The sequence below is a fragment of the Halpernia sp. GG3 genome (assembly GCF_052976925.2).
Map to the genome: position 1 here is coordinate 154,675 of NZ_JBRIIR020000006.1, position 22,928 is coordinate 177,602.

At 33.6% G+C, this 22,928-nt stretch carries 22 protein-coding genes, 1 other RNA gene and 1 riboswitch; of the genes, 14 read left to right on the forward strand and 9 right to left on the reverse strand.

Translation table 11 applies throughout. The features are described 5' to 3' along the window. Positions 1 to 3: 3 nt before the first annotated feature. The 6 genes from ACVBED_RS01685 (at position 4) to ACVBED_RS01710 (ending at position 6,490) form a co-directional block, all read left to right on the forward strand. Positions 4 to 1,296 carry an efflux RND transporter periplasmic adaptor subunit gene (locus ACVBED_RS01685; protein ID WP_447120852.1) on the forward strand — a complete coding sequence of 431 codons (1,293 nt, stop codon included), beginning with the start codon at positions 4 to 6 and terminating at the stop codon, positions 1,294 to 1,296. A gap of 35 nt (positions 1,297 to 1,331) precedes the next feature. Then, positions 1,332 to 1,814, forward strand: coding sequence for a DUF305 domain-containing protein (locus tag ACVBED_RS01690; RefSeq protein ID WP_447120853.1), 483 nt, complete (start codon positions 1,332 to 1,334; stop codon positions 1,812 to 1,814). A 399-nt stretch (positions 1,815 to 2,213) separates the two neighbouring features. Then, positions 2,214 to 2,313, forward strand: a riboswitch (SAM riboswitch). Positions 2,314 to 2,731: 418 nt separating this feature from the next. Continuing rightward, positions 2,732 to 3,712, forward strand: coding sequence for an ATP-grasp domain-containing protein (locus tag ACVBED_RS01695; RefSeq protein ID WP_473094397.1), 981 nt, complete (start codon positions 2,732 to 2,734; stop codon positions 3,710 to 3,712). Continuing rightward, on the forward strand, positions 3,709 to 4,728 hold the full coding sequence (locus ACVBED_RS01700) for an LLM class flavin-dependent oxidoreductase (RefSeq protein WP_447120855.1): 1,020 nt from the start codon (positions 3,709 to 3,711) through the stop codon (positions 4,726 to 4,728). The genes ACVBED_RS01695 and ACVBED_RS01700 overlap by 4 nt, the downstream gene beginning before the upstream one ends. Before the next feature lie 77 nt (positions 4,729 to 4,805). After that, a complete protein-coding gene (locus ACVBED_RS01705) occupies positions 4,806 to 5,042 on the forward strand; it encodes a hypothetical protein (RefSeq protein WP_447120856.1) in 237 nt (78 codons plus the stop codon). A gap of 887 nt (positions 5,043 to 5,929) precedes the next feature. Beyond that, complete coding sequence (locus tag ACVBED_RS01710; RefSeq protein WP_473094398.1) at positions 5,930 to 6,490, forward strand: hypothetical protein; 561 nt, start codon at positions 5,930 to 5,932, stop codon at positions 6,488 to 6,490. Positions 6,491 to 6,616: 126 nt separating this feature from the next. On the opposite strand, the gene ACVBED_RS01715 is transcribed toward ACVBED_RS01710, so the two are convergent. Both ACVBED_RS01715 and ssrA read right to left on the reverse strand, forming a co-directional pair. Further along, positions 6,617 to 7,165 carry a hypothetical protein gene (locus ACVBED_RS01715; RefSeq protein ID WP_447120858.1) on the reverse strand — a complete coding sequence of 183 codons (549 nt, stop codon included), beginning with the start codon at positions 7,163 to 7,165 and terminating at the stop codon, positions 6,617 to 6,619. A 228-nt stretch (positions 7,166 to 7,393) separates the two neighbouring features. After that, positions 7,394 to 7,791: a transfer-messenger RNA gene (gene ssrA, locus ACVBED_RS01720) on the reverse strand. 475 nt (positions 7,792 to 8,266) lie between these two features. Here ssrA and ACVBED_RS01725 point away from each other — a divergent pair. Continuing rightward, positions 8,267 to 9,601: a trigger factor gene (locus ACVBED_RS01725; protein WP_447120859.1), complete on the forward strand. Its 1,335-nt coding sequence runs from the start codon at positions 8,267 to 8,269 to the stop codon at positions 9,599 to 9,601. A 62-nt stretch (positions 9,602 to 9,663) separates the two neighbouring features. Here the strand turns inward: ACVBED_RS01725 and ACVBED_RS01730 are convergent, their stop codons facing one another. Continuing rightward, on the reverse strand, positions 9,664 to 10,248 hold the full coding sequence (locus tag ACVBED_RS01730; protein ID WP_473094399.1) for a DUF3109 family protein: 585 nt from the start codon (positions 10,246 to 10,248) through the stop codon (positions 9,664 to 9,666). Positions 10,249 to 10,260: 12 nt separating this feature from the next. Then, positions 10,261 to 11,166, reverse strand: coding sequence for a DUF6427 family protein (locus tag ACVBED_RS01735; RefSeq protein WP_473094400.1), 906 nt, complete (start codon positions 11,164 to 11,166; stop codon positions 10,261 to 10,263). Between the two features lie 42 nt (positions 11,167 to 11,208). Between ACVBED_RS01735 and ACVBED_RS01740 the strand changes: the two genes are divergently transcribed. Continuing rightward, positions 11,209 to 11,442: a hypothetical protein gene (locus ACVBED_RS01740; protein ID WP_447120860.1), complete on the forward strand. Its 234-nt coding sequence runs from the start codon at positions 11,209 to 11,211 to the stop codon at positions 11,440 to 11,442. 72 nt (positions 11,443 to 11,514) lie between these two features. Here the strand turns inward: ACVBED_RS01740 and ACVBED_RS01745 are convergent, their stop codons facing one another. From ACVBED_RS01745 to ACVBED_RS01765, 5 genes are read right to left on the reverse strand one after another with little or no spacing between them, the layout of a single operon-like run. Further along, positions 11,515 to 11,952 (reverse strand): universal stress protein, encoded by a 438-nt coding sequence (locus ACVBED_RS01745; protein WP_447120861.1) that lies wholly within the window; start codon positions 11,950 to 11,952, stop codon positions 11,515 to 11,517. Between the two features lie 51 nt (positions 11,953 to 12,003). After that, a complete protein-coding gene (locus tag ACVBED_RS01750; RefSeq protein WP_447120862.1) occupies positions 12,004 to 12,609 on the reverse strand; it encodes a fumarylacetoacetate hydrolase family protein in 606 nt (201 codons plus the stop codon). 27 nt (positions 12,610 to 12,636) lie between these two features. Beyond that, positions 12,637 to 13,068, reverse strand: coding sequence for a putative signal transducing protein (locus tag ACVBED_RS01755; RefSeq protein WP_447120863.1), 432 nt, complete (start codon positions 13,066 to 13,068; stop codon positions 12,637 to 12,639). 22 nt (positions 13,069 to 13,090) lie between these two features. Beyond that, on the reverse strand, positions 13,091 to 13,855 hold the full coding sequence (locus ACVBED_RS01760) for an exonuclease domain-containing protein (protein WP_473094401.1): 765 nt from the start codon (positions 13,853 to 13,855) through the stop codon (positions 13,091 to 13,093). Between the two features lie 6 nt (positions 13,856 to 13,861). Beyond that, positions 13,862 to 14,578: a CDP-alcohol phosphatidyltransferase family protein gene (locus ACVBED_RS01765; protein WP_447120865.1), complete on the reverse strand. Its 717-nt coding sequence runs from the start codon at positions 14,576 to 14,578 to the stop codon at positions 13,862 to 13,864. Between the two features lie 112 nt (positions 14,579 to 14,690). Here ACVBED_RS01765 and ACVBED_RS01770 point away from each other — a divergent pair, with 112 nt between their 5' ends. From ACVBED_RS01770 to ACVBED_RS01795, 6 genes are all read left to right on the forward strand, one after another. Continuing rightward, on the forward strand, positions 14,691 to 16,616 hold the full coding sequence (locus ACVBED_RS01770; RefSeq protein ID WP_447120866.1) for an LTA synthase family protein: 1,926 nt from the start codon (positions 14,691 to 14,693) through the stop codon (positions 16,614 to 16,616). 137 nt (positions 16,617 to 16,753) lie between these two features. Next, positions 16,754 to 17,173, forward strand: a complete 420-nt coding sequence (locus tag ACVBED_RS01775; protein ID WP_447120867.1) for a DUF2147 domain-containing protein — start codon at positions 16,754 to 16,756, stop codon at positions 17,171 to 17,173. Between the two features lie 185 nt (positions 17,174 to 17,358). Beyond that, positions 17,359 to 18,342 (forward strand): pyruvate dehydrogenase complex E1 component subunit beta, encoded by a 984-nt coding sequence (locus ACVBED_RS01780; protein ID WP_473094402.1) that lies wholly within the window; start codon positions 17,359 to 17,361, stop codon positions 18,340 to 18,342. A gap of 80 nt (positions 18,343 to 18,422) precedes the next feature. Beyond that, positions 18,423 to 20,411, forward strand: a complete 1,989-nt coding sequence (locus ACVBED_RS01785) for a KUP/HAK/KT family potassium transporter (protein ID WP_473094403.1) — start codon at positions 18,423 to 18,425, stop codon at positions 20,409 to 20,411. A 47-nt stretch (positions 20,412 to 20,458) separates the two neighbouring features. Further along, positions 20,459 to 20,938 (forward strand): Fur family transcriptional regulator, encoded by a 480-nt coding sequence (locus ACVBED_RS01790; RefSeq protein WP_447120869.1) that lies wholly within the window; start codon positions 20,459 to 20,461, stop codon positions 20,936 to 20,938. A gap of 229 nt (positions 20,939 to 21,167) precedes the next feature. Then, on the forward strand, positions 21,168 to 22,907 hold the full coding sequence (locus ACVBED_RS01795; protein ID WP_473094404.1) for an OstA-like protein: 1,740 nt from the start codon (positions 21,168 to 21,170) through the stop codon (positions 22,905 to 22,907). Positions 22,908 to 22,928: the final 21 nt, after the last annotated feature.

Sequence of the window (22,928 nt, forward strand, 5' to 3'; positions counted from 1 at the left end):
AGCATGCAAAAAAATAATTTTAATATAGATTTAGAAGTTAATTCAACTTTGGTCTCGCTTCGGCAAATTCACTTCAAGTGGTCATTTTTACTAATGCTCATTGGCGCGTTTTTTCTTATCGGCACTTTTACAACATCATGCACGAAAAAGAAAACTGAATTAGCGACCGCTCAAAAAAAAGATGTCTATTACACGTGCAGTATGCATCCCCAAATTCATGAAGACCATCCAGGGGATTGTCCTATTTGTAATATGAAATTGATTTCTGTTTCGAAAGCAAATAAAAACGCTGGTAATGCGATGCAAATTCAGTTAAGTCCGGAGCAGATTAAATTAGGTAATATTCACACGGACAGTATTGGGCAAAATAATGTCAGTAATACAATGGTATTGACGGGCACTTTAAATTTTAACCAAGATAAACTTTATTCCTTAAGTGCCAGAGTTGACGGAAGAATTGACCGGCTTTATTTTAAAAATATTGGCGATTACGTAGCAAAGGGTGAGAAAATATACAGTATTTATAGTGAAAAACTTAATAATGCGAAACAGGAATATCTTAATGCAATCCAGCAAAAACAAACATTGGGTAATTCTTTGATTAATTATGATTCGGTAATTGAAAGCTCAAAAACCAAATTATTACTTTGGGGCATGTCCGAAGCACAAGTTAAAATTCTTGCAAACAGTAAGCAAACTTCTACTCAAACGATGTTTTACAGCACAGATGCCGGTTATATTACGACAATCAATGTGAATGAAGGCGGTTTTGTAATGGAAGGTCAGCCGGTATTGCAGTTAGCAAATCTTTCTACACTTTGGGCAGAAGCGCAGGTTTACACCACGCAAATGTCTTCAATAAGCCTGAACCAGAATGTGACGGTACAAATTCCTGATTTAAATGAAACCGTCAACGGAACAATTGATTTCATCAACCCAGAAATTGATCCAAATAGTAGAATAAATTTAGTGCGGGTTACCATTCCCAATATTAAAAATCAGTTGCATCCTGGGATGTCTGCTTATATTACTGTTAGCAACAAAGCACGGAAGGCTTTTATGCTTCCTCAAGAAGCGGTGCTGAGAGATAGCAAAGGCGCAACAGTTTGGGTTAAAATTAAAGATGGTGTTTATGAAATAAGAATGGTAAAAATTGGTGTTGCTCAAAATAATGTAATTGAAATAATTTCTGGATTGACCGCCGCAGATGTCGTAGTAACAAGTGGGGCATATTTATTGAATAGTGAGTATATATTTCAGCATGGCGCAGATCCAATGGCTGGCATGAAAATGTAAGATTAAATAAACTACAAACATAAAATTACTGTAACATGGAAAATTCTACCCAACACTCAAAAAGCAACAGTTACACAACGTTTATTTTGATGCTTTGTGCGTCTTTTTTGGCGATGTACGTTACAATGTATCTTAATATTTATGAACTGGATCACGTTTATTTCAGTCTGACGAGATTTTATATGAGTTGTCTTGGAATCTCAGCAATGGCTGTAATCATGTTTTTATTTATGCGCAAAATGTATCAAAATAAGCAGAAAAATATTGGAATAATCGTTGGAAGTATAGGTTTATTTTTTGCTGCATTAGGTTTGGTTCGTACGCAAAGTCCGATAATCGGCGATGTTTTATGGATGAAGGCCATGATTCCGCACCATTCAATTGCTATTTTAACAAGTGAAAGAGCAGACATTAAAGATCCGGAAGTAAAAAAGTTAGCAAACAGCATTATCACGGCTCAAAGAAAAGAAATTCTTGAAATGAAAGTAATGATAAAGCGATTAGAGAAAGAAAAATGAAAATAATTAATATTTTGTCTTTCTTCTCATCGCAATGTTCCTCAAAATAAAAAGTTATTGAACTTTCTTATTTTACACTGTATAAACTACTAATGAATTAAAATGAGGCTAAATATTTTTATAAAAGTGGAGGTGGAGGAACTACAAAATATATCTATAAATCAGATGGTTATAATGTAAATCTTCACTTTGTGTCAACCAATTGAAAATAAAGTAAAATTAACTTTATTTTGATAATGGTCAATTTACGTTCGTATAGATAATATTTAGAAGATAATGGTAAAAATATTATATCTGCAAATCCCCGTCTTTGTTCCATATAATCATAAAAAAAATTGCCAAAAGAATTGTTTTTTACAAAAAAATAATTAATTTTGTACCATCAAGTCAATTAAAATTGATTTATAAAGAAGCGTTGAGAGACAGGCTCTTTGATGCGCTAGCAACCAGACTGAAGTCAAGGTGCTAATTCCTGATCCGTTTTTGGAGAATATAAAAAACAATTGAAACAATGAAGAATTCTTTTCTTATTTTAAATACCATCTTTTTTGAGCTTCACGCTCTTTCTACTAATAACTCAACAACCAAGAATTGTTGCGGTTGTTGTAGATAAAACTTAATTGCCTCTTATTCGATAATCAGGCTATCAATAGGAATTTACAAGCTGTATTTCCAACCCTATTCTTTTCACAATAAATATAAGTACTCTATTAGAGCTACTAATTAAATAACACGATTGTTTTTGTAACAATTCATCACCCTTTAATAATTTGTTTTTACTAAACATTGGGGATTGGAGAGTCAAAAGTAAAATAGTTATAGAATTGTAAAGGTTTATTGTTGATTAAGTAAGGTTCTATAAAAATTATCAACTAAATAAATATTTTAATTACTAAGTAAAAATTAACATCGTGAATATGAATAACAAAGAACAGGCAATCGCCGTTTACTACGAACATCCAGACTGGTTTCGTCCATTATTTAAAGAACTTGAAAATAGGGAGCTTCCGGTAATAGAATATGGCGCGGCAGAACACCATTTCAATATATCAGAAAAAGAATTCCCTTTCAGCGTTTTCTTTAATCGCATGAGTCCATCTGCATATCTAAGAAACAATACGCAGGCAATTTTCTATACAACAGGACTATTAGCGTCTTTGGAAAGCAAAGGAGTAAGAGTTATTAACGGATCAAAAGCCTGGAGATATGAAATTTCTAAAGCTTTACAACTTAGCCTCTTAGAGTCTTTAGGCCTGCCTTTTCCTAAATCTGTGGTAATTAACAATGCTTCACAAGCCTTGGCTGCATCAAAGGACTTACGCTTTCCAATTGTCGTAAAAGCGAATATAGGTGGAAGTGGTGCAGGAATAACTCGTTATAACACCGAGGAAGAACTCAAAAAGGCTGTTGCTGATGAATCTATTGAACTGGGATTGGATTTCACTGCGCTTGTACAAGAGTTTATTCCGGCAAGGAATGGAAATATTCACCGGGTGGAAACGCTTGATGGAAAATATTTATATGGTATAAAAGTATACACCTCAGGTGATACTTTTAATCTTTGTCCTGCAGATATTTGCCAGACAACAACGGGACAGGAATTGTCAAGAAATGCTTGTGCGCTTGACGCTCCAAAGAACGGACTTAAAGTAGAGGCATATACACCTTCAAACGAAATTATTAACGCTATTGAAAAAATTATTCAAGCCGCAGGAATTGACGTTGGTGGAATAGAATACATCATAGATGACAGGGATGGACAACTATATTACTATGACATTAATGCACTTTCAAATTTTGTTGCAGATGCAATAAATGTTATAGGTTTTGACCCACATAAAAAATTAGTGGATTTTATAGAAAAAACAGCAAATTTAAAATTAAAACAAGCATTATGAAATTTGGATACTGGTTACCCGTTTTTGGAGGATGGTTAAGAAATGTAGAAGATGAGAATATGACCATTTCCTGGGATTACATTAAGGAACTGGCTCAAAAGAGTGAAGACTGGGGTTACAGCATTTCCCTTATCGCAGAATTATATTTAAATGATATAAAAGGAGAAGAAGCTCCTTCTCTTGATGCTTGGTCTACTGCAGCGGCATTGGCAGCGGTTACCAAGGAACTAGAGATTATGGTGGCAGTAAGGCCTACGTACCACAATCCTGCTTTGTTGGCTAAGGCGGTAGCAAATCTGGAACACATCAGCAATGACAGAATTTCTCTTAACGTGGTTGCTTCTTGGTGGAAAGCCGAAGCAGATAAGTACGGAATTGAATTTGATGAACATGACAATCGTTATGCGCGCACCAGCGAATGGATAGAAGTGATCAGCCGCCTTTGGAAAGAAGATCATGTTTCTTTTCAGGGGGATTATTACCAAGTGCAGGATAATATTTTGCAGCCAAAACCTTCTAAAAAACCTTTTTTATATGCGGGTGGAGAGTCTGAAGCAGCTAAAACTATGATCAGTACTCAATGCGATGGTTATGTAATGCATGGCGATTCTCCCGAAGGAATTAAAAAACGTATAGATGACATGAAGCAACGTCGGGAAAAATTAGGCCTAGAACCCATGAAATTTGGAGTAGCTGCTTATTCCATTGTACGAAACAATGAGCAGGAAGCCAAGCGGGAAATTGAAAGGATTTCGAATGTGAAAGCTTCTTCCGCCGGTTACAAAAATTATCAGCAATGGGTTGAAAATACGCAACTAGAAAGCAAGCTTTCTTTGCAGGATTATTCGGTTTCAAATAGAGGACTTCGCGCCGGCCTTACGGGATCTGTTTCCCAAGTTCAGGACAGAATTCATGAATTTGAAAAGGCAGGAGTAGATTTTTTCTTGTTACAGGCTAGTCCACAACTGGAGGAGATGCAACGTTTTTCAGAAGCAATAATCTCAGAAATGGCTTAAAAACCATTTTTTAATAACATCCTATAAGGCTGCTTTTCATTAAAGGCAGCCTTTTTCGTTCTATAAAATGTGGTTTTATGAGCTGTTTTATTTTTTCCGCTCTTTATGATAAAGACATTTTGCCAGTACTTCAAGAGGACTTTATACTTGTATCACTTTACGTCGAGGATAAAGAAGCGATGCCAGAAGATCAGCAAATATTAATCGAGATGGGAAATGACCAAATAAAAAAAGTGAAAACTTTTGGCGACAGATGGAGTCTTTTTCAGTGGACAATTGAGTACAAAAAAAGGCACTTAATTAAAAGTGCCTGATTGCATACTTTGTGGAGTTGGAGGGAAATGAACCTATTGTATTTCGATATAGACAATTTTACATAAACTTACTATGTATCAATATTTTACATATATTTGCATAAGTAGATATATGTTTTTTTTATGTCTAAATATAGAATAAGTAGCACCTAAATTAGCACCTATGAATTTTACCTACAAATTAAAGGAACCAAAATCAGACAAGGAAACTTTGATTTATTTTCGGTCTTACTTCCTAAATGAAAATAAAAATTCCCGATGACGCGGATATCGATCTCGCGGATTTGCAATCCGTGAGCAGTAAATAAGCAAACCAACTTTCAGGAGTTGGTTTTCTGTGTTTATAATGCCGCTACATTTTTATTAAAGAAATCTTTAGATTTTATTTTTCAATTGAAAAAATTTTTATCTTTGACAAGCGGGCAAGCGCAGAAGTTCACAGTGAAAAGCCTCGCACGAGAAAAACCTTGAGTAGGCAGATCTGAAAAAGTTGAGCGGGGATATTACAACGGCAAGGAATTACAGGAAACAGGAATGTACGACTACGGCGCAAGAATGTATATGCCCGACATCGGGAGGTGGGGAGTCGTTGAACCGAGCCGGAAAATTACTATTTTAGTAGCGCAAGAAATTATGCAGATTTAGAAAGCGCGCTCAATGTGGAAGTTGTTTTTATGGGATGGGAAAACTAATATATTTAATGGAATAATGTTGGTCACGGATTGCAAATCCGCGCCATCGGGTTATTCTTGACTCACCGGGTGATCAAGCAGCGATAACAGCGGGTTATTATTATCCAAATGGACCCCCTTCTGTAAATGAACAAAAACAATTAAATGATATGATGGACAATGGTCATAAGGAGTAATTCCGATAATTATAGTAATATGAAAAAAGGTTTAAATATTTTACCATTGTTGTTTTTATTTCATTTTTCTTGTACAAATAATAAAAACTTATATAAAAAGCAAGTTGATTTGATTAGAAATAATCATTTTGAAGTATTTTGGGGTGTAAAAATTGATGCCAGATTGAGAAATGGCAATGAATACATCTATCCCGATTATGTAATGGAGAAAGAAAATAAGTTTTTTTTACTACCTAATTTTATCTATTTTAAATGTAGCCCTGATCTAAAATGCATAGAAAAGGTTACAAATAAAAAATTCGATGTTTACGAATACGCTAAAAAAAATAATATAGACAATGAATATGCCGTGAAATTTGCCTATAATAAATCAATTGAATTAAATAAAATATTTAAAAAGTTAAAAGTTAAAACTATTGTAAGCGATTTTAACATTGGTAAATGCATAATATTTTTCCCCAATGCAAAAGAATTTGTTGCATATGTTCCCAATGTTGATAATATTAAAAATACTTTTTGGACCGAAAAATTTACGATCAAAAATAAAATTTACAAGGATTGGTATGCTGGAGATTATTAATAAACCCGATGTCGCGGATATCGATCCCCCTTGCTGGCGCGAGCGTCTCGCGACCCCTGCTGGCGCTAGCGTCCCGCTCGTGCCACAGTAAAATAAAAAAGCCAACTTTCAGGAGTTGGTTTTTTATTAATTTTCAAACTGCTTATCCACGATGTCAAGGAAACCCTGCGCCAGTTCATCGAGGACGACAAGAAGTTCTTCGTCAAGGTAGAATGCATTTTTAAAAAGATTTTTGGAGGGATTAAGGAACTCGAAGAAATCGAACGGCAGTTTTTGGATAAGGTAGTCAAGGTTCTTTACGTTGGGGTCAGCGTGCTGGCAAAGTTTCCAGAGGATGCGGATGTTGATCTGGTTTGGACGGTATCGGAGGGCGGCATAGAGGAATATCACGCAGGCCCTGTAGAAGAATCCGCTCAACATTAATCCCATTCCCTCATTGGAAATCGGTTCTTCCCGTGATCGCAATGTTTTATAATTTTCGAGCAACTCAGTGCAAAGCCTGTAGTGTATGCCCTCGTCAGTATCATAGTTAGATGGTTCTTTATGCCAATGGATTATCGAGGGAACATCGAAGATAAAAATAGATTTTTCCGGAACCATCACTTTTTGGAAAAACTCCTGGTACTCCCAGAGATACTCCTGTATCCATGCCTTTGAGTGTGTGGATATTATCATTTGATGTATGGTGATTTTCAGCAACCATTCATTAATCTTTTTTCGATCAAAAAAAAATGAACTTTAATAATTATATTTTAGACTTATTTTCCGATTTTTAATTTTATAAAAGGAAAATATTTCATAAAAAAGTTTTTAAATAAAGCAAAATTAAAAACCTTGATAATTAGCACCTAACTTAGCACCCAAAAATAAAAACCCCTGTAAATCAATTGATTACAGGGATTTCTGTGGAGTTGGAGGGATTCGAACCCTCGTCCAAACAGGCAATACATAAGACTTCTACATGCTTATTCTGCAATTAATTTTCGATTAAAATCAGAGCACAGACACCCAAATCCTAACTTATCTTCTGAAGTTTTCATTCTTGAACCAAAGATTCTCAAGACCTATTTCTGCATTGCTATGCCTCAAAATCAAACGCCGCAGAACGGAGCATTTGCGAGACATCTTGCTTCCGTACTATCTTCGGGAAAGCGCAAAATCCTACTTTATTCAGATTATGCTGCAAGAGCGAACTCTTGGTTGCCAGTTAAAGTTTTGTAGCAAGGGATTAAAGAGATCGCGCTACGGTTCTCTGCATGCTTACTTACCCATCGATCCTGCTGTCGAAACCAGTCAACCCCAATTTGTAAGAACGGCAAAGTTACACTTTTTTGTCATTGCGAGCAAAGTGAAGCAATCTGTTGAAATTTATTTTATTTTTTTTGGGCAGACATTTCCGCCTTCCGTTCCCAATCTTTTTTGCGTCGCTTTGCGCCACAAAAAAGGATTTCCACTCAAGTCGGGCTGCAGATTTATTTTTAATTAGAAAAGTATCGCAGATAATTTTTGGAAGTTCATATTCCTTTCTTAATGATAGTTTCTTATTAAAACTAAATGAAAATTTCACGCAAACTTTGCAGCCCGTCTTCCGCTCTCAATCCTTTACAGTTTTGCGCGCGCCGCAGGCGCGCGCAAAACTGTAAAGGATTGAGAGCGGAAGACGGAAATGTCTGCCCAAATAATTATAAAAATGTAATAAAAATTAACTTCAATTGCTTGTAAATGCGAAAATTAAATTAAAATTTCTTACTTTTGCAACCTAAAAATTTGAATTAAATGAACGTTACAGCAACCAATCATGATGATGTAAGTGCTTTACTTACAGTGACTTTAGATAAATCTGACTATAAAGAAAAAGTAGATAAACAACTGATGAATTACGCGAAAACGGCGCAAGTTCCAGGTTTTAGAAAAGGAAAAGTGCCATTGAGCATGGTTAGAAAGCAATATGAAGCGGGAATTGCGTTTGAAGAAATCAACAAACAAGTTTCTGAAGGTTTGAACAATTATGTGAGTGAGAATAATTTGAAGTTAATTGGCCAGCCAATTCCTCAGCCAGTGGATGAATTAGATCCAAACGCGGAGCAATTAACTGTTACTTTTGAAGTTGGTTACGAGCCAAATTTCAAAATTGATTTAGCGAAATATGAAGCGCCTTATTACAAAGTAGAAGCGGGCGAAAAGGAAATCGGACAAAGCATAGAAAATATGCAGAAGCGTTTTGCTGAAAAAGAAGATCAGGAAAAATTAGGTGCAGATACTTACGCTGCACTTGAAATAAAACAAGTCATAGAAGGTGAGGCGGAAGGCGAGCATAACCACGCACCGAAAAATATCAATATCAATAAAGACCAAAAAGGAGCATTTGCTTTGGTAAAATCTTTAAAAATTGATGATTCTATAAAAGTATCTAAAGAAGATTTAATTGCAAAAGAAGATTTAGCAAAAGAATTAGGTTTTTCTAAAGAAGAAATAGAACATTTACACCACAATGAAGTAGAAGTTACGGCTAAAGAATTTTATAATTTAAAATTAGCAGAACTTGATCAGGAAATGTTTGATAAAGTTTACGGTGAAGGGAACATTAAAAGCGAAGAAGAATTAAAAGACAAAGTGAAAACTGAGTTGGATGAATATTTTCAACAAAATGCCGATGTTCATTACGTCAATAAAGTTTTAGAGCAAATTACGGAGAAAGAAGACGTCAAACTTCCTGAAGCATTTTTAGTAAAATGGTTGTTATTTTCTAACGAGCAAATCCAAACCGAAGATCAGGCAAAGCAAGCTTTAGAGCAAGAGAAGAATCAATTGAAGTATCAGATCATCGAAGGTAAACTGATGAATGATAATGATATAAAATTAGATTACAACGACTTGTTAATGCAGGCAGAACAGCTGGTGAGAAATCAATTAGCGATGTACGGCATGCATGGTTTGCCGGATGAAGAAGTTCAAAAATACGCTGTGGAAATGCTTAAAAACGAAGAGCAAGTGCGCCAGATTTCTGGTGAAGTGGCGATGGCGAAGTTAAAAGATGTCATCTTAGAAAAAGCAACTAAAAAAGAAAGTAAAATTTCTCACGATGAATTTTTAGAAGAATTAAAAAAATAATTCCTTCTTCAAAATATTAAAAAAGCCGCTGAATTCCAGCGGCTTTTTTGTTTTATGAAAATTTATTTGCCATATACTTTTTTCCACTCGTCTGCAGCTTCACACAAAGTGGCATAAAATGCTTCGCCATATTTTCGAATTAATGGTGTTTTTAAGAATCTGTAAACGGGAACCTGTAATTCTTTTCCTAAAGTACAAGCATCGTTACAAATTTCCCATTCGTGGTAATTTAGCGCTACAAAAGTAGAATATTGATTTGCACGGATTGGATATAAATGGCAGGAAATAGGCTTTTGCCAATCCACTGCCCCATCTTCGTAGGCTTTCTCAATGCCACATTTTGTGACGCCTTTTTCGTCAAAAATTACATACGCACACTCTTTTCCTTCAATCATCGGCGTTACAAAATCGCTATCATTTGGGTCTAAAGTCCAAGCACCTTGTTCTTCCAAAGCTTTCACACCCTCTGGTCGCAAATAGGGTTTCACTTTTGACAGAATTTTTTCTAATATTTCTGTTTCATGCTTTTCTAACGGCGCGCCCACATCACCTTCTACGCAACAGGCGCCTTTGCATTTGCTGAGGTTGCAAACAAATTCTTCGGTGAAAAGGTCTTCCGAAATAAGTTTATCTTCTATTTGAATCATTAAAGTTGAAGTTTAAGAAAATTTGAAATAAGTCCCAATTTTGAATAATATAGCTGAAAAAATTACTACCCAAATTCCCGTTTCCCGCATCCAGTACTTTGGTAAAAATTTTAAATATCGGGCTAAAATTATACTAAATGGTAAGGCTAAGAATAATAAATATTCGTTATTCTTCCCCATGTAAAGAAATACAGTAATTAACTGAGCTAAAGTAAAAATAAGAATAAATCCATATTTAAAGCGGCTGGAAGGATTTTTTTTATTAAAATTATTAAAGTGGTCTAAAATCGAGAAAATAACAAGCAACGCAATTGGCGTAAGTAAGTAGAGTGGATAAAAATCGGTTGTAAATTTGAAGCCACCAAAAGGGAAATAATTAGCGTCCCAACTCTTATATCCAATTAAATACATTAATCCGAAATAGCTTATAACTATCAAAAAACCACCCATCAAGATTTTAAATAAATCTAAACCAATTCTTTTCGAAGTGGCAAAAATGTGCAAAATCACAAAGAAAGTCATGGGCCAGGTAGTCGGTAAGAAAATGAAATTTAATGTTAAAATAGCGCCTATTAAAACGTAGGAATCTTTTCGGACTTCATCATCTGTACTCGTCAGAAAAAGTAATAAAAAAGAGTTTGTAAATAGGGAAACTGCAATGCCAACATCTAGATCTCCCGGATAAAACGCAAAAATAAAAGATGTATAAAGGAAAAGGGGTAGATGTCTTTGGTAATTAAGTTTAATCTGATTAAAAACAAAATAACCTAACGAAAATCCTATAAATGTAATGACAAGCGAAGTGATATTTAAATCGCTAATATTCAGTGCATTAAATGCTGAAAGTATCAAAATTAAAAATACTAAATAAACTGGGATAGAAAATATATTGCTTTCTTTAGAAAGTAATCTAAACATTTTTTATAAATTTGTGCAAAGTTAATTTAAAATAGAAAAAAAATGACATCTTTCTGGTTATTCTTAAGTAGCGTTTTCAAATGGAGTTTTGGTTTTTTTGATTTTGCGTCAAACGTTGTAAATTGGATTTTATTCGTCGTGGCATTTGGATTTTTCTGCTATTGGTGCTATGTTTTATTCGCACAACTAGGTGCAAATAAGGATAAAGAATACATCAATTCCACTTACGGGAAACATCCATATTACGATCCAGAAATATACAATAAGAAAAAATAAATAATTGATTTATAAAAAAAACCGTCCCGAAATTTATGTCAGGGCGGTTTTTTTTGATCATCTGTAAAATTTTTAGTCGTGGATTGGAATTACCAAAACTGGAATTTGTGATTTACGTGTTAGTTCTTTCGTAAGACTTCCTACAAAAACGTCGTACATGTTGCTTCGTCCGTGAGAACCCATCACGATATATTCTGCATTTTTATCTTTAGCATAATCTAAAATAATATCACCGGAAAGACCCTGCCTCATTAAATGTTCACATTCAACGCCTTGTGCAATAATCTTTTTCTCTAGATTATCTAATTGAATCAATTCATGTTTCACTTCATTCTCTTCTACTTCAGGGAAATATTGAAATCCCATATCACCGATAGCAAAACCGATGTCGGTAGGCGCTACATGAATTAAGCAAATTTTAGCATTCATTTCTTTAGCAAATTTTACGGCGCCATTTGTTAGTTTTTCTGTAGCATCGCTAAAATCTACAGGTAATACAATATTCATCATGTTATTTTCTTTTGTTCCAATAAAGTTACAACTATAAAATTTAGCAGTAAATCACTGAATTCTAATGTCAAATAATTTTTCATCTTCCAAAAACCCTTCTAAAACGTCATTTTCGGTAACTTTTCCCACACCTTTTGGAGTGCCTGTAAAAATTAAATCACCCACTTTTAAGGTAAAATATTTTGAGACAAAAGCAATGATTTTTTCTGGACTAAAAATCATCAGCGACGTGTTTCCATTTTGTACTTCCTGCTTATTTTTAAGCAAAGAAAAGTTTAAGTTTTTTAAATCAAAATTCTCTTTTTGATAAAAGTTTGAAATGACTGCAGAACCATCAAAACCTTTTGAAAGTTCCCACGGCAAACCTTTTTCCTTTAATTTACTTTGTAAGTCTCTTGCAGTAAAATCAATTCCTAAACCAATTTCGCTGTAATAGTTTGGTGCATTTTCTTCAGAAATATATTTTCCACCCTTCGAAATTTTTAAAACCACTTCTAATTCATAATGAATATCTTGTGAAAATTCTGGAAGATAAAAGTTGTTTCCCTTTAAAACTGCTGTGTCGGGTTTCATAAAAATAACAGGTTCTGTTGGCACTTCATTTCCCAATTCTTTTGCGTGTTCCGAATAATTTCTGCCGATGCAAAGTATTTTCATTTAAAATAGATATGAGATTAATTTTTTTTATTTGCTTTCAACTTCAAATTGATTTCCACAATAGTAACAATTATACGTTTCGGTATTTTTATTTGAACCGAAATTTAAAAGTGGCATTGCAAAACCAAATAATTTACCAGGATTATCATTTCGGTATAAATGATTTGAACCACATTTTGGACAAACCAGATCAAATTCGGGATCAGAAATCGTGTGTTCAACTTCCAATTCTACGTGTTCGTTATCTAAAAAATCTTTTAAAATTTTAGTTGCTTTTTCTTTGTCATTATCAAAAACCTGAAGTTGAATGCCGCCCAAAGCGTTTGATAAAAGCCAATCTGACTGAATGGTTTGTTCGTTTGCAATAAAACTTATAACACCATTGTCTGCTAAAATCTGCTTATCGCGGTTGGCTTCAATGCTGTTTTGGTAATATTTAAATTTAACGAGAGATGACATATTTTTTATTTAAAATTAATTTTTAAAACTTACTCTTTAGTTGTATTGCTGTTAAGACTTTTTTAGTGTAAAGTGGGAAATCTGCATTTTGAATCCAGGTGTAATAACCTAAATCTTTTTGAAATACTTCTTTCACTTTTTGACCTTTATATTTCCCGAAAGCAAAAATCTCGTTCTCATTTTCATCAAAGTGAAGCATTCCGGCTAAATCAGCAAATTTTTTATGAAAAGATAATTCACTTAATCCATTTACATCACTGGGAATTCCTTCATAATGACCAACTTGAGCATCCAAAACTTCAAATGTTGCCAAAACATCCGCTTCGGCTGAATGTGCGTTTTCCAATGGTTTTTGACAGTAAAATTTATAAGCCGCAGTTAAAGTTCGTGGTTCCATTTTGTGGAAAATCGTCTGTGCATCAACTAATTTAAATTTGCTCAAATCAAAATCTATTTCTGCTCTCAGTAATTCTTCTGCTAAAAGTGGCACATCAAATCTGTTAGAATTAAAGCCACCTAAATCTGTTCCGGAAATCATTGCCATTATTTTTGGCGCTATTTCTTTGAAAATAGGCGCATCTTTTACATCGTCATTATAAATACCATGAATTTCAGAAGTTTCTTTCGGAATTGGCATTTCTGGATTTACGCGCCAGGTTTTACTTTCTCGGGAAGCGTCGGGATTCACTTTTAAGATACAGATCTCAACAATTCTATCTTTAGAAATATTGGTTCCCGTCGTTTCAAGATCGAAAATACAAAGCGGTTTATGTAGTTTTAAATTCATTTTTTTTTATTTTGATAATTCTTTTCTAAATAACAGTGAAACTAAAAGATAATATAAAATTACCAAAGGAATTCCGATAGTTTTTAAGCTTATTAATATTAAAATACTGCCGATAATCAAAGTTATTTTTGGGATATTATCCTGCCATTTCATTGATTTAAATTTCATAGCGATCATCTTTATTGGACTAACTAAAATCCACGCAGAAATCACGCTTAAAAGGATTAAAATAGCAGCGTTGTCAAATATAAAATTAAAAGTTCTCTGGTCGCGAAACGCATAATACAAGCCGAAAATTAAAATGGTATTTGCAGGCGTATTTAAACCTTTAAAGTAATATTTCTGATCTTCATCTAGATTAAAAATAGCAAGTCTTAAGCATGAAAAAATCGTAATTAAGAGCCCAAAATATTTGAGTTCAAAAAATAAATTAATTCCAAATAATTGATTTCCGAAAGGTTCTAATGATTTATACATGACGATTCCCGGCAAAACGCCGAAACTGACCATATCTGCTAAGGAATCCAGTTGCGCGCCCAAATTTGAATTTGATTTTAAAGCACGTGCGATGAAACCATCAAAAAAATCTAAAATTAAAGAGATGAGAATGCAAAGTGCTGTGATCTTATAATTTCCTTCAACTAAATTAATGACGCCAATTGTGCCCGAAAAAAGATTTCCGAGTGTAAAAATATTGGCTAAATTATTTTTAAAAAAGTTCATAAAACAAAAGTAAGGTTTTTATTAAAATTCACTTTACTTATTTCATTCAAAAAATATCAAAATTAAAATGTGAATTTATCGTAATATTGCAGTTATATTTTGAAATATTCCTATGAAAAACATTAGACTGCAAGAGATTTTTACGCTAGTTTATCGAATATTCTTAGCGTTTTTTTTCTACCAGATAGCAAGGTTTTTATTTTGGTTTTTTAATAAAGATTTAGTTAAAATTGATTCGGTTTCAGATTATTTTAACCTTTCTTACCACGGTTTTGCTTTTGATACGACGGCCATTTTCTACGTTAATGCGCTCTTTATTTTATTGAGTTTAATCCCAATTTTAATTAATACTAAAAAACAGTATCAATCTTTTCTTTTTTACCTCTACTTTATAACAAACGGACTTGCATATTCTTTAAATTTCGGAGATTTTATTTATTACAGATTCTCACAATCTCGCTTAACTTCTGCCGCAGTAGATGTGTCAAAACATGAAGATAATTTGGGAAAGGTTTTTTTTCATTCAATTGTTGACCATCCATTTGTGCTTATTTGGTTTGTTGGTTTAATGTTTTTATGGATTTTCCTTTATAAAAAAGTAAGAATTTTAGAGCAAAAATCTCAAAATAAGTGGCTCTATTTTGGTTCGTCAATTATCACTTTAGGAATTGTAGCGACTTTAGTAGTTGGTGGAATTCGTGGCGATTTTAAACATTCTACCCGACCAATTAATTTGGTTGATGCTAACAGACATGTGACAAATCCGGTGCAGGCAAATTTTGTTCTGAACAGTGTTTTTTCTTTTTTCAGAACCATTGCCACCAATAACTTTAAAGAAGTTTATTACGTTGATCAAAAATTTATAAACGAAAATATTAAGACGTACAAAACCTATGATCGGGGAATTGTAGAGCCCAAACCAAACGTTGTTATTTTCATTCTAGAAAGTTTTGCTAAAGAATATTCTGGTGGATTTAACAGAAATACGAAAATTAAAAATTTCATTTCGTACACGCCATTTTTTGATAGTTTGGCCACGCAAAGTTTAATTGCAACTAATGCTTTTGCCAATGGTAGACAATCTATTCATGCAATGAGCTCAGTATTAGCAGGGATTCCAAGTTTGACAGATGCTTTTACAAGCTCGCCGTATTCTAATCAAAAAATTCAAAGCTTGGTTTCCGTTTCTAATGAAATGGGTTATGATACTTCGTTTTTTCATGGTGCGGCAAATGGTTCAATGGGATTTTTAGGCTTTGGAAATATTTTAGGCTTTAAACATTATTACGGAAAAACTGAATATAATAATGACGCTGATTTTGATGGTATTTGGGGTATTTGGGACGAGCCATTTTTTCAATATTATGCTAAAACTTTAAATACTAAAAGATCACCTTTTATGGCAACTCTCTTTTCAGTGTCGTCTCATGATCCTTTTAAAGTACCACAGAAATATAAAGGAAAATTTAAAAAAGGACCTTTAGAAATTGATGAACCTATTGGCTATACTGATTATTCTTTGAAAAAATTCTTTGAAACCGCTAAAAAAATGCCTTGGTACAACAATACCATCTTTGTTTTTGTAGCGGATCATACGAACCAAATCTACTATCCAGAATATCAAAAAGCAATGAACCGTTTTTCAATTCCTATTTTATTTTATTCGCCAAATCCCAAATACAAATTACATGGTGAAATGACGCAACTTGCGCAGCAGATTGATATTTATCCTACGTTGGTAGATTTAATGGGTTATAATAAACAATTTAGAAGTTGGGGAAGAAGTTTGGTGTCTGATAAAAATGAAGCGCCGATTATCGTGAATTCTAATGGAACATTAGAGCAATTTATGATCGGAAATTATATTTATCTTTTTGACGGTAAAAACTTTACAGGAATCTACCATTTAGAAGATAAAGCACTAGATAAAAACGTTATTAATACCGAGGAAAATGCCGAAATTGAAAAAGGAAAACTTTTATCAAAAGCTTGGTATCAGGATTATATGAATCGGGTAATTAATAGAAAATTAAATTGAGGATATTATATTTTGATACAGGTTTTATTTGGCTAAAACTGGTATTGGATTTGTAAAGTATGTGGTAATTAATTAAAAATTTGGTGTTTGAATTTTTTTAATTACTTTTATCAAAACTAAAACTTAAATATATTAAAATGAAAAAAATATTATTTGCAACAGTTGCCTTATTGTACAGTGCTATTTCGTATGCCCAAATTGAAGGTAAGTGGAAAACAATTGATGATGAGACGGGAAAAGCTAAATCTATAGTAGAGATTTATAAAAAATCAGACGGTAAATATTATGGAAAAGTAGTTCAATTATTGATGAAACCTGAAAATAACAATTGTATCAATTGCAAGGATGACCGTAAAAACAAACCAATTCTGGGTTTAGAAATCATTCGTGGTTTGTCTAAAGACGATAGTGATTTTGATGGTGGAACTATTACTGATCCTAAAAATGGCAAAACATACAAGTGCACCATTTCCAGAAGTGGTGATAAACTGAATGTAAGAGGATATATTGGTTTTTCATTAATAGGTAGAACGCAAACCTGGACGAAAGCAGATTAAAAGCAATTATTTTAAAACATTAAAGGCATTTCAAAAGAGATGCTTTTTTTGTGTTTAATAATTCTAAAATTTTCGTTAATTTTGTAGCCTTAATAAAGATTAAATGAAATCGTCAAAAACAGGATTTTCTTATTTATACAAGCGCTGCTAAACGATTCCACCTATCCATAAAACAATAACTATATATGAAAGAATATACTTTTCGGGAAGTAATTTGCCAGGCGATGAGCGAGGAAATGCGCAAAGATGAATCCGTTTTTCTAATGGGCGAAGAAGTGGCAGATTATAATGGTGCTTACAAGGCCTCAAAAGGAATGTTGACGGAATTTGGTGCAAAGCGTGTGATTGATACACCTATCGCTGAACTTGGATTTACCGGTATTTCAATAGGAGCTGCTATGAATGGTTGTAGACCAATTGTAGAATATATGACCTTCAATTTTTGTATCGTAGGTATTGATCAAATAATAAATAATGCGGCAAAAATGCGCCAGATGACAGGTGGTCAATGGAATATCCCCATCGTTTTTCGTGGTCCGACGGCTTCTGCTGGTCAATTAGGTGCAACGCATTCTCAAGCCTTGGAAAGTTGGTTTGCTAACATTCCTGGCTTAAAAGTAGTTGTTCCTTCTAATTGTTACGATGCAAAAGGTTTGTTAAAATCTGCTATACAAGACAATGATCCAGTTATTTTTATGGAATCTGAACAGATGTATGGTGATAAGATGGAAATTCCAGAAGAAGAATATTATATTCCAATCGGAAAAGCAGATATTAAAAAAGAAGGAAAAGATGTGACTTTAGTTTCTTTTGGTAAAATTATGAAACTGGCTTTACAAGCAGCCAACGATTTAGAAAAAGAAGGGATTTCTGTAGAAGTTATAGATTTACGAACCGTTCGTCCTTTAGATTATGACTGCATTTTAGAATCTGTAAAAAAGACAAATAGATTGGTGATTTTGGAAGAAGCATGGCCATTTGGTTCTGTTGCATCTGAAATTACATATATGGTACAGCAAAAAGCATTTGACTATTTGGATGCACCAATTAAAAGAATAACCACGCCCGATGCGCCTGCTCCTTATTCGGCAGCGCTGTTTGAAGAATGGTTTCCAAAATTAGAAAAAGTAAAAGAAGAAATTAAGAATGCTTTATACTTAAAAGCTTAAAATTTAAACTCCCATTTAGGGAGTTTTTTTTTGAAAATTTATTATTTTTTACTTTACATTTGCAGATATTTTTATAAAGTATGTCTCAAGATTTGTCACGTCATTTAGACACCAAAAAACTTACCACACTTGGTATTTTAGTTTCCCTCGGAATTGTTTTCGGAGATATCGGGACTTCACCACTGTATGTGATGAAAGCCATTGTAAATGCACGCACAGATGGTGGAAATATGCCATTTGATGAATACATCGAAGGTGCACTTTCCTGTATTATCTGGACTTTAACGCTTCAGACAACTGTCAAATATGTGATGATAGCACTTCGCGCTGATAATAAGGGCGAAGGCGGAATTATGGCACTTTTTTCCTTAGTTAAAAATCTTAAAAAAGGATGGCTCTACATCATTGCAATTATAGGTGCCTCCGCTCTTATTGCTGATGGAGTCATAACTCCTTCCTTAACAGTAATTTCTGCTATTGAAGGTTTGAAAATTTACAATCCGCACACGCCAGTCGTATTAATAACCTGCGCTATTTTATTTGTCATATTTACGTTTCAGCAATTTGGAACTAATTTTATTGGTAAATTTTTTGGACCTGTAATGGTCGTCTGGTTCCTTGTTTTGGGCGGGTTAGGCTTATCACATTTAATTGATGATTTCAGTATTTTACGATCGTTTAATCCATATTATGCCTATAAATTAATTGCCCATTCGCCAAGTGCAATTGTTATTTTGGGAGCTGTCTTCTTATGTACAACAGGTGCGGAAGCTCTTTATTCGGATCTCGGACATTGTGGTGCGAAAAATATTAGAGTGAGTTGGGTCTTTGTGAAGATCATGTTGATTTTAAATTATCTGGGACAGGGAGCTTGGGTGCTGAAAAACTATGATGCCGTTCACAGCGGTGGAATAAATCCTTTTTTTGGTGTGATGCCGGAATGGATGTTGATCCCGGGAATTGTAATTGCAACAGCCGCCGCAATTATTGCAAGTCAGGCATTAATAACTGGCTCTTTCACAATTTTTTCTGAGGCAATGTCGCTTAATTTGTGGCCAAATCAGGAGATCGATTATCCTTCCGGTGTCAAAGGTCAAATGTATATTCCGAAGGTAAACTGGGGACTTTTGTTTTTATGTTTAATCGTAGTTTTGCATTTTCAGGAATCAGGCAAGATGGAAGCTGCTTATGGCTTGTCAATTACAATTACGATGTTAATGACTACCGTTTTACTTGTTTTCTGGTTGCTTAAAAAGCGGATAAACAAGTTTTTAGTCTTAATTTTCGGATTGGTTTATTTACTGATAGAAGTGGGTTTTTTCAGTGCTAATGTCATTAAATTTTTTGAAGGTGGCTGGATTACCGTTGTTTTAGCTGGCTTTATCGGAGTCTGCATGTACGCATGGTATAATGGACGAATGATTAAAACGAAATTTATAAAATTTGTCAATCTCAAAAATTATGTTTCTACCATTCAGGACATGAAGTTGGATGAATCCATTCCAAAATATGCCACTAATTTAGCGTTCTTCAGTAGAGCAAAAAAAGAAAACGAAGTAGAATCTAAAATTATTTATTCTATCATTCGCACGCAACCAAAGAGAGCTGATCACTATTTTATATTAAATATTATAAACCAAGAAGATCCTTTTACTTTTAAATACACTGTGGACGAAATTTTACCGGGGACAATTTATAAAGTTAATTTCCTTCTTGGCTTCAAAGTAGACCGTAGAATTAATGACTATTTCCAGCAGGTTTTAAAAGACTTAATGGCAGATGAAACGCTTCCGTCACGCAGTCCACATCCATCGTTGCGGAATCACAATATCCCACCAGATTTAAAATATGTGATCATCGATAACGTTTATATCAATGAATATCTGCTCACGATTAGAGAAAAAATTATTTTAAATCTCTATAACTTTGTTAAGTATATTGGAAGCACAGATTTCAAATCTTACGGGGTTTCTTCACATAATGTGGTGGTAGAATCCGCGCCGATTTTAGATCACAATGACAACCGAAAAAAAATTATTCAGACCGATTTTAAGCGTTTTGATTCCTAGCTTTCAGCTATTTATTATTAAATAATTCAGTAAATTTGAGGATTATTATGATGAACAACACTCAAAAGGAAAATAATCACAAGATTACAAGAGAGGTTTTAAAGCAGTATTTGCAGGAGAAAGGTTTTAGAAACACTCCTGAACGTTATACTATTTTAGATGAAATTTATGATTTAGAGCACCATTTTAATGTGGATGATCTGTATTTATTAATGATGCAGAAAAAATACCATGTCAGCAAAGCCACAATTTACAATACTATCGAGATTTTTTTGGATGCTGGTTTGGTAAGGAAACATCAGTTCGGGGAAAAAACTTTAACGTCTTCTTCCTATGAAAAATCTTATTTTGACAAGCAGCATGATCATTTAGTAGTCTATAAAAACGGGTCAGATAAAGAAATAGAAGAAATAATTGAGTTTTGTGATCCAAGAATTCAGAGCATTAAAGATTCCATAGAAGAAGTTTTCAGTGTAAAAATTGACACCCATTCCCTCTATTTTTATGGCTACAAAAAACCCAATTAAATTTTAATGTCGTTTTAATTAAAGTAATTTATTACTTTGAATTTTTAGCATAATTTTTTCGGCAGTTGTTTCGTCTTCTTTTGGCAATACGCAGAATGAGTTTCTATGAATTAAATAAAAATAATGAAATAATTGAATCAACCTTTTTTTTCAAATGCAAAAAAAGGTTTTCCACTCAATTCGGGTTGCAAAAGATTCTCTGAAAAATAGCTACATTTCCACTACCAGAATGAAAAAATTCCTTTTCCTTTTTCTTTTAATTAATATCAGTGTTTTTGCACAGGTAGATCTCATCAATCCGAAACTAACCACGCCTAAAGATCCATTCTTCAACAAAACTGTAGATCCGAAAGAACCTCCCGCAGAAAAAATTAAAATAATTCATTCTGATGGTTTTCAAAAAGATCCCTTACAATATGAAGGCAATCAATTTTTCTACGGAAATGTTCAGATCAGTAATCAAGGTTCGATTTTAACTGCGGACAAAGTTATTTTTTATAAAGAAGATAATTTCGTAAAAGCTATTGGAAATGTCGTTTTAGTCACTTCCGATGGCAATAGAATTACTTCTGGCGAAATGGAATATGATGGAAATACGCAACGAGGGATTGCCCGCAAAAATGTAGTTCTTACCGATCCCAAACAGACTATTAGAACGGAAACTTTGTATTATGACAGGATCACAAATCTTGCTTATTTTAACACGGGCGGTAACATAACAGATGGGCAAAATAACATGTATACTAATTCTGCAACCTATGATTTAAATACTAAATTCATTGATTTTGTGGGAAATGTTAAAATTGATAATGCAGAATATACGGTACAAGGCAACAAAATAAAGCAAGATCAAAACACAAATACCGCCGTATTTTCCGGTCCAACAACAATTACCAATAAGCAAAATCCTTCCAATAGAATTTATACAGAAAACGGAACGTATAAAATGACTCAAAAGGAAGTGTACCTGAATAAAAACTCTAAAATTTATTATAACGGTAAAATCCTGACGGGAGATAAAATGTACTTTAATCAAAATACAGGTTATGGCACTTCAAAGGGAAATGTAACATTAGATGACCCAAAAGAGAATCGCTACATCAAAGGTGGTTACGGGGAAATTTACCAGTTCAAGGATTCTGCAATGGTTATGGAAAAACCATATGCAGTAAAAGTTATGCAGAATGATTCCCTTTATTTTTCCGCGCAGAAAATATTGACGTATCAAAAAGCAGATTCTTCTTTGGTTAAAAAAAGCTTTCTCCGTGCTTACAAAAAAGCCCGATTTTTTAAATCTAATGCACAAGCCAGAGCAGATTCTTTAAGTTTTAATGAAACCGATGGCGTCATGCATTTAAACGGTGCGCCCATTCTTTGGAGTGGTGCAAAGCAAGTCACAGGCGATAAAATTGACGTCTTTTTTGATACTAAAAAAGAATACATTGATTCTTTAAAAGTAATTGGGAATGCATTTGCTATAAGCAAGGCAGATTCTCTTAATTTAAAAGACGAATTTAACCAAATAAAAGGTAAATTAATTAATGTTTATTACAAAGAAAATCAAGTGAAATTGGCAAAAGTAATTGGTAACGCTCAAGCCATAACTTATGCCGATGACGATAACAAAAAGACCGGAATTCTTGAAAGAATTGGGGTGGCGCTTTCCACTTGTGGAACTATTGAAGCAGATTTTACGGATCAGAAAATTCAGATCATTTCCTGTAATATTGGCGCTAATTCAGATATATATCCTATGAGTAAAATTTCCAAAAAGCAACGATTTTTCCCCGATTTTAATTGGAATACAAAAGATCGGCTTTTAAAATGGCAGGATATTTTTGAAGATTCGCCCAATTATCCTGAAAAAGTGTACACTTCAGACGATTCTATATATCAGAAAGCTGAAGAAGTGCGTAAAAAAATTGAAGAAAAAAATAAACCAAAAGTCATAAAGCGTGAACGCCGTTAAAATTTCTTTATCTACCCTCTT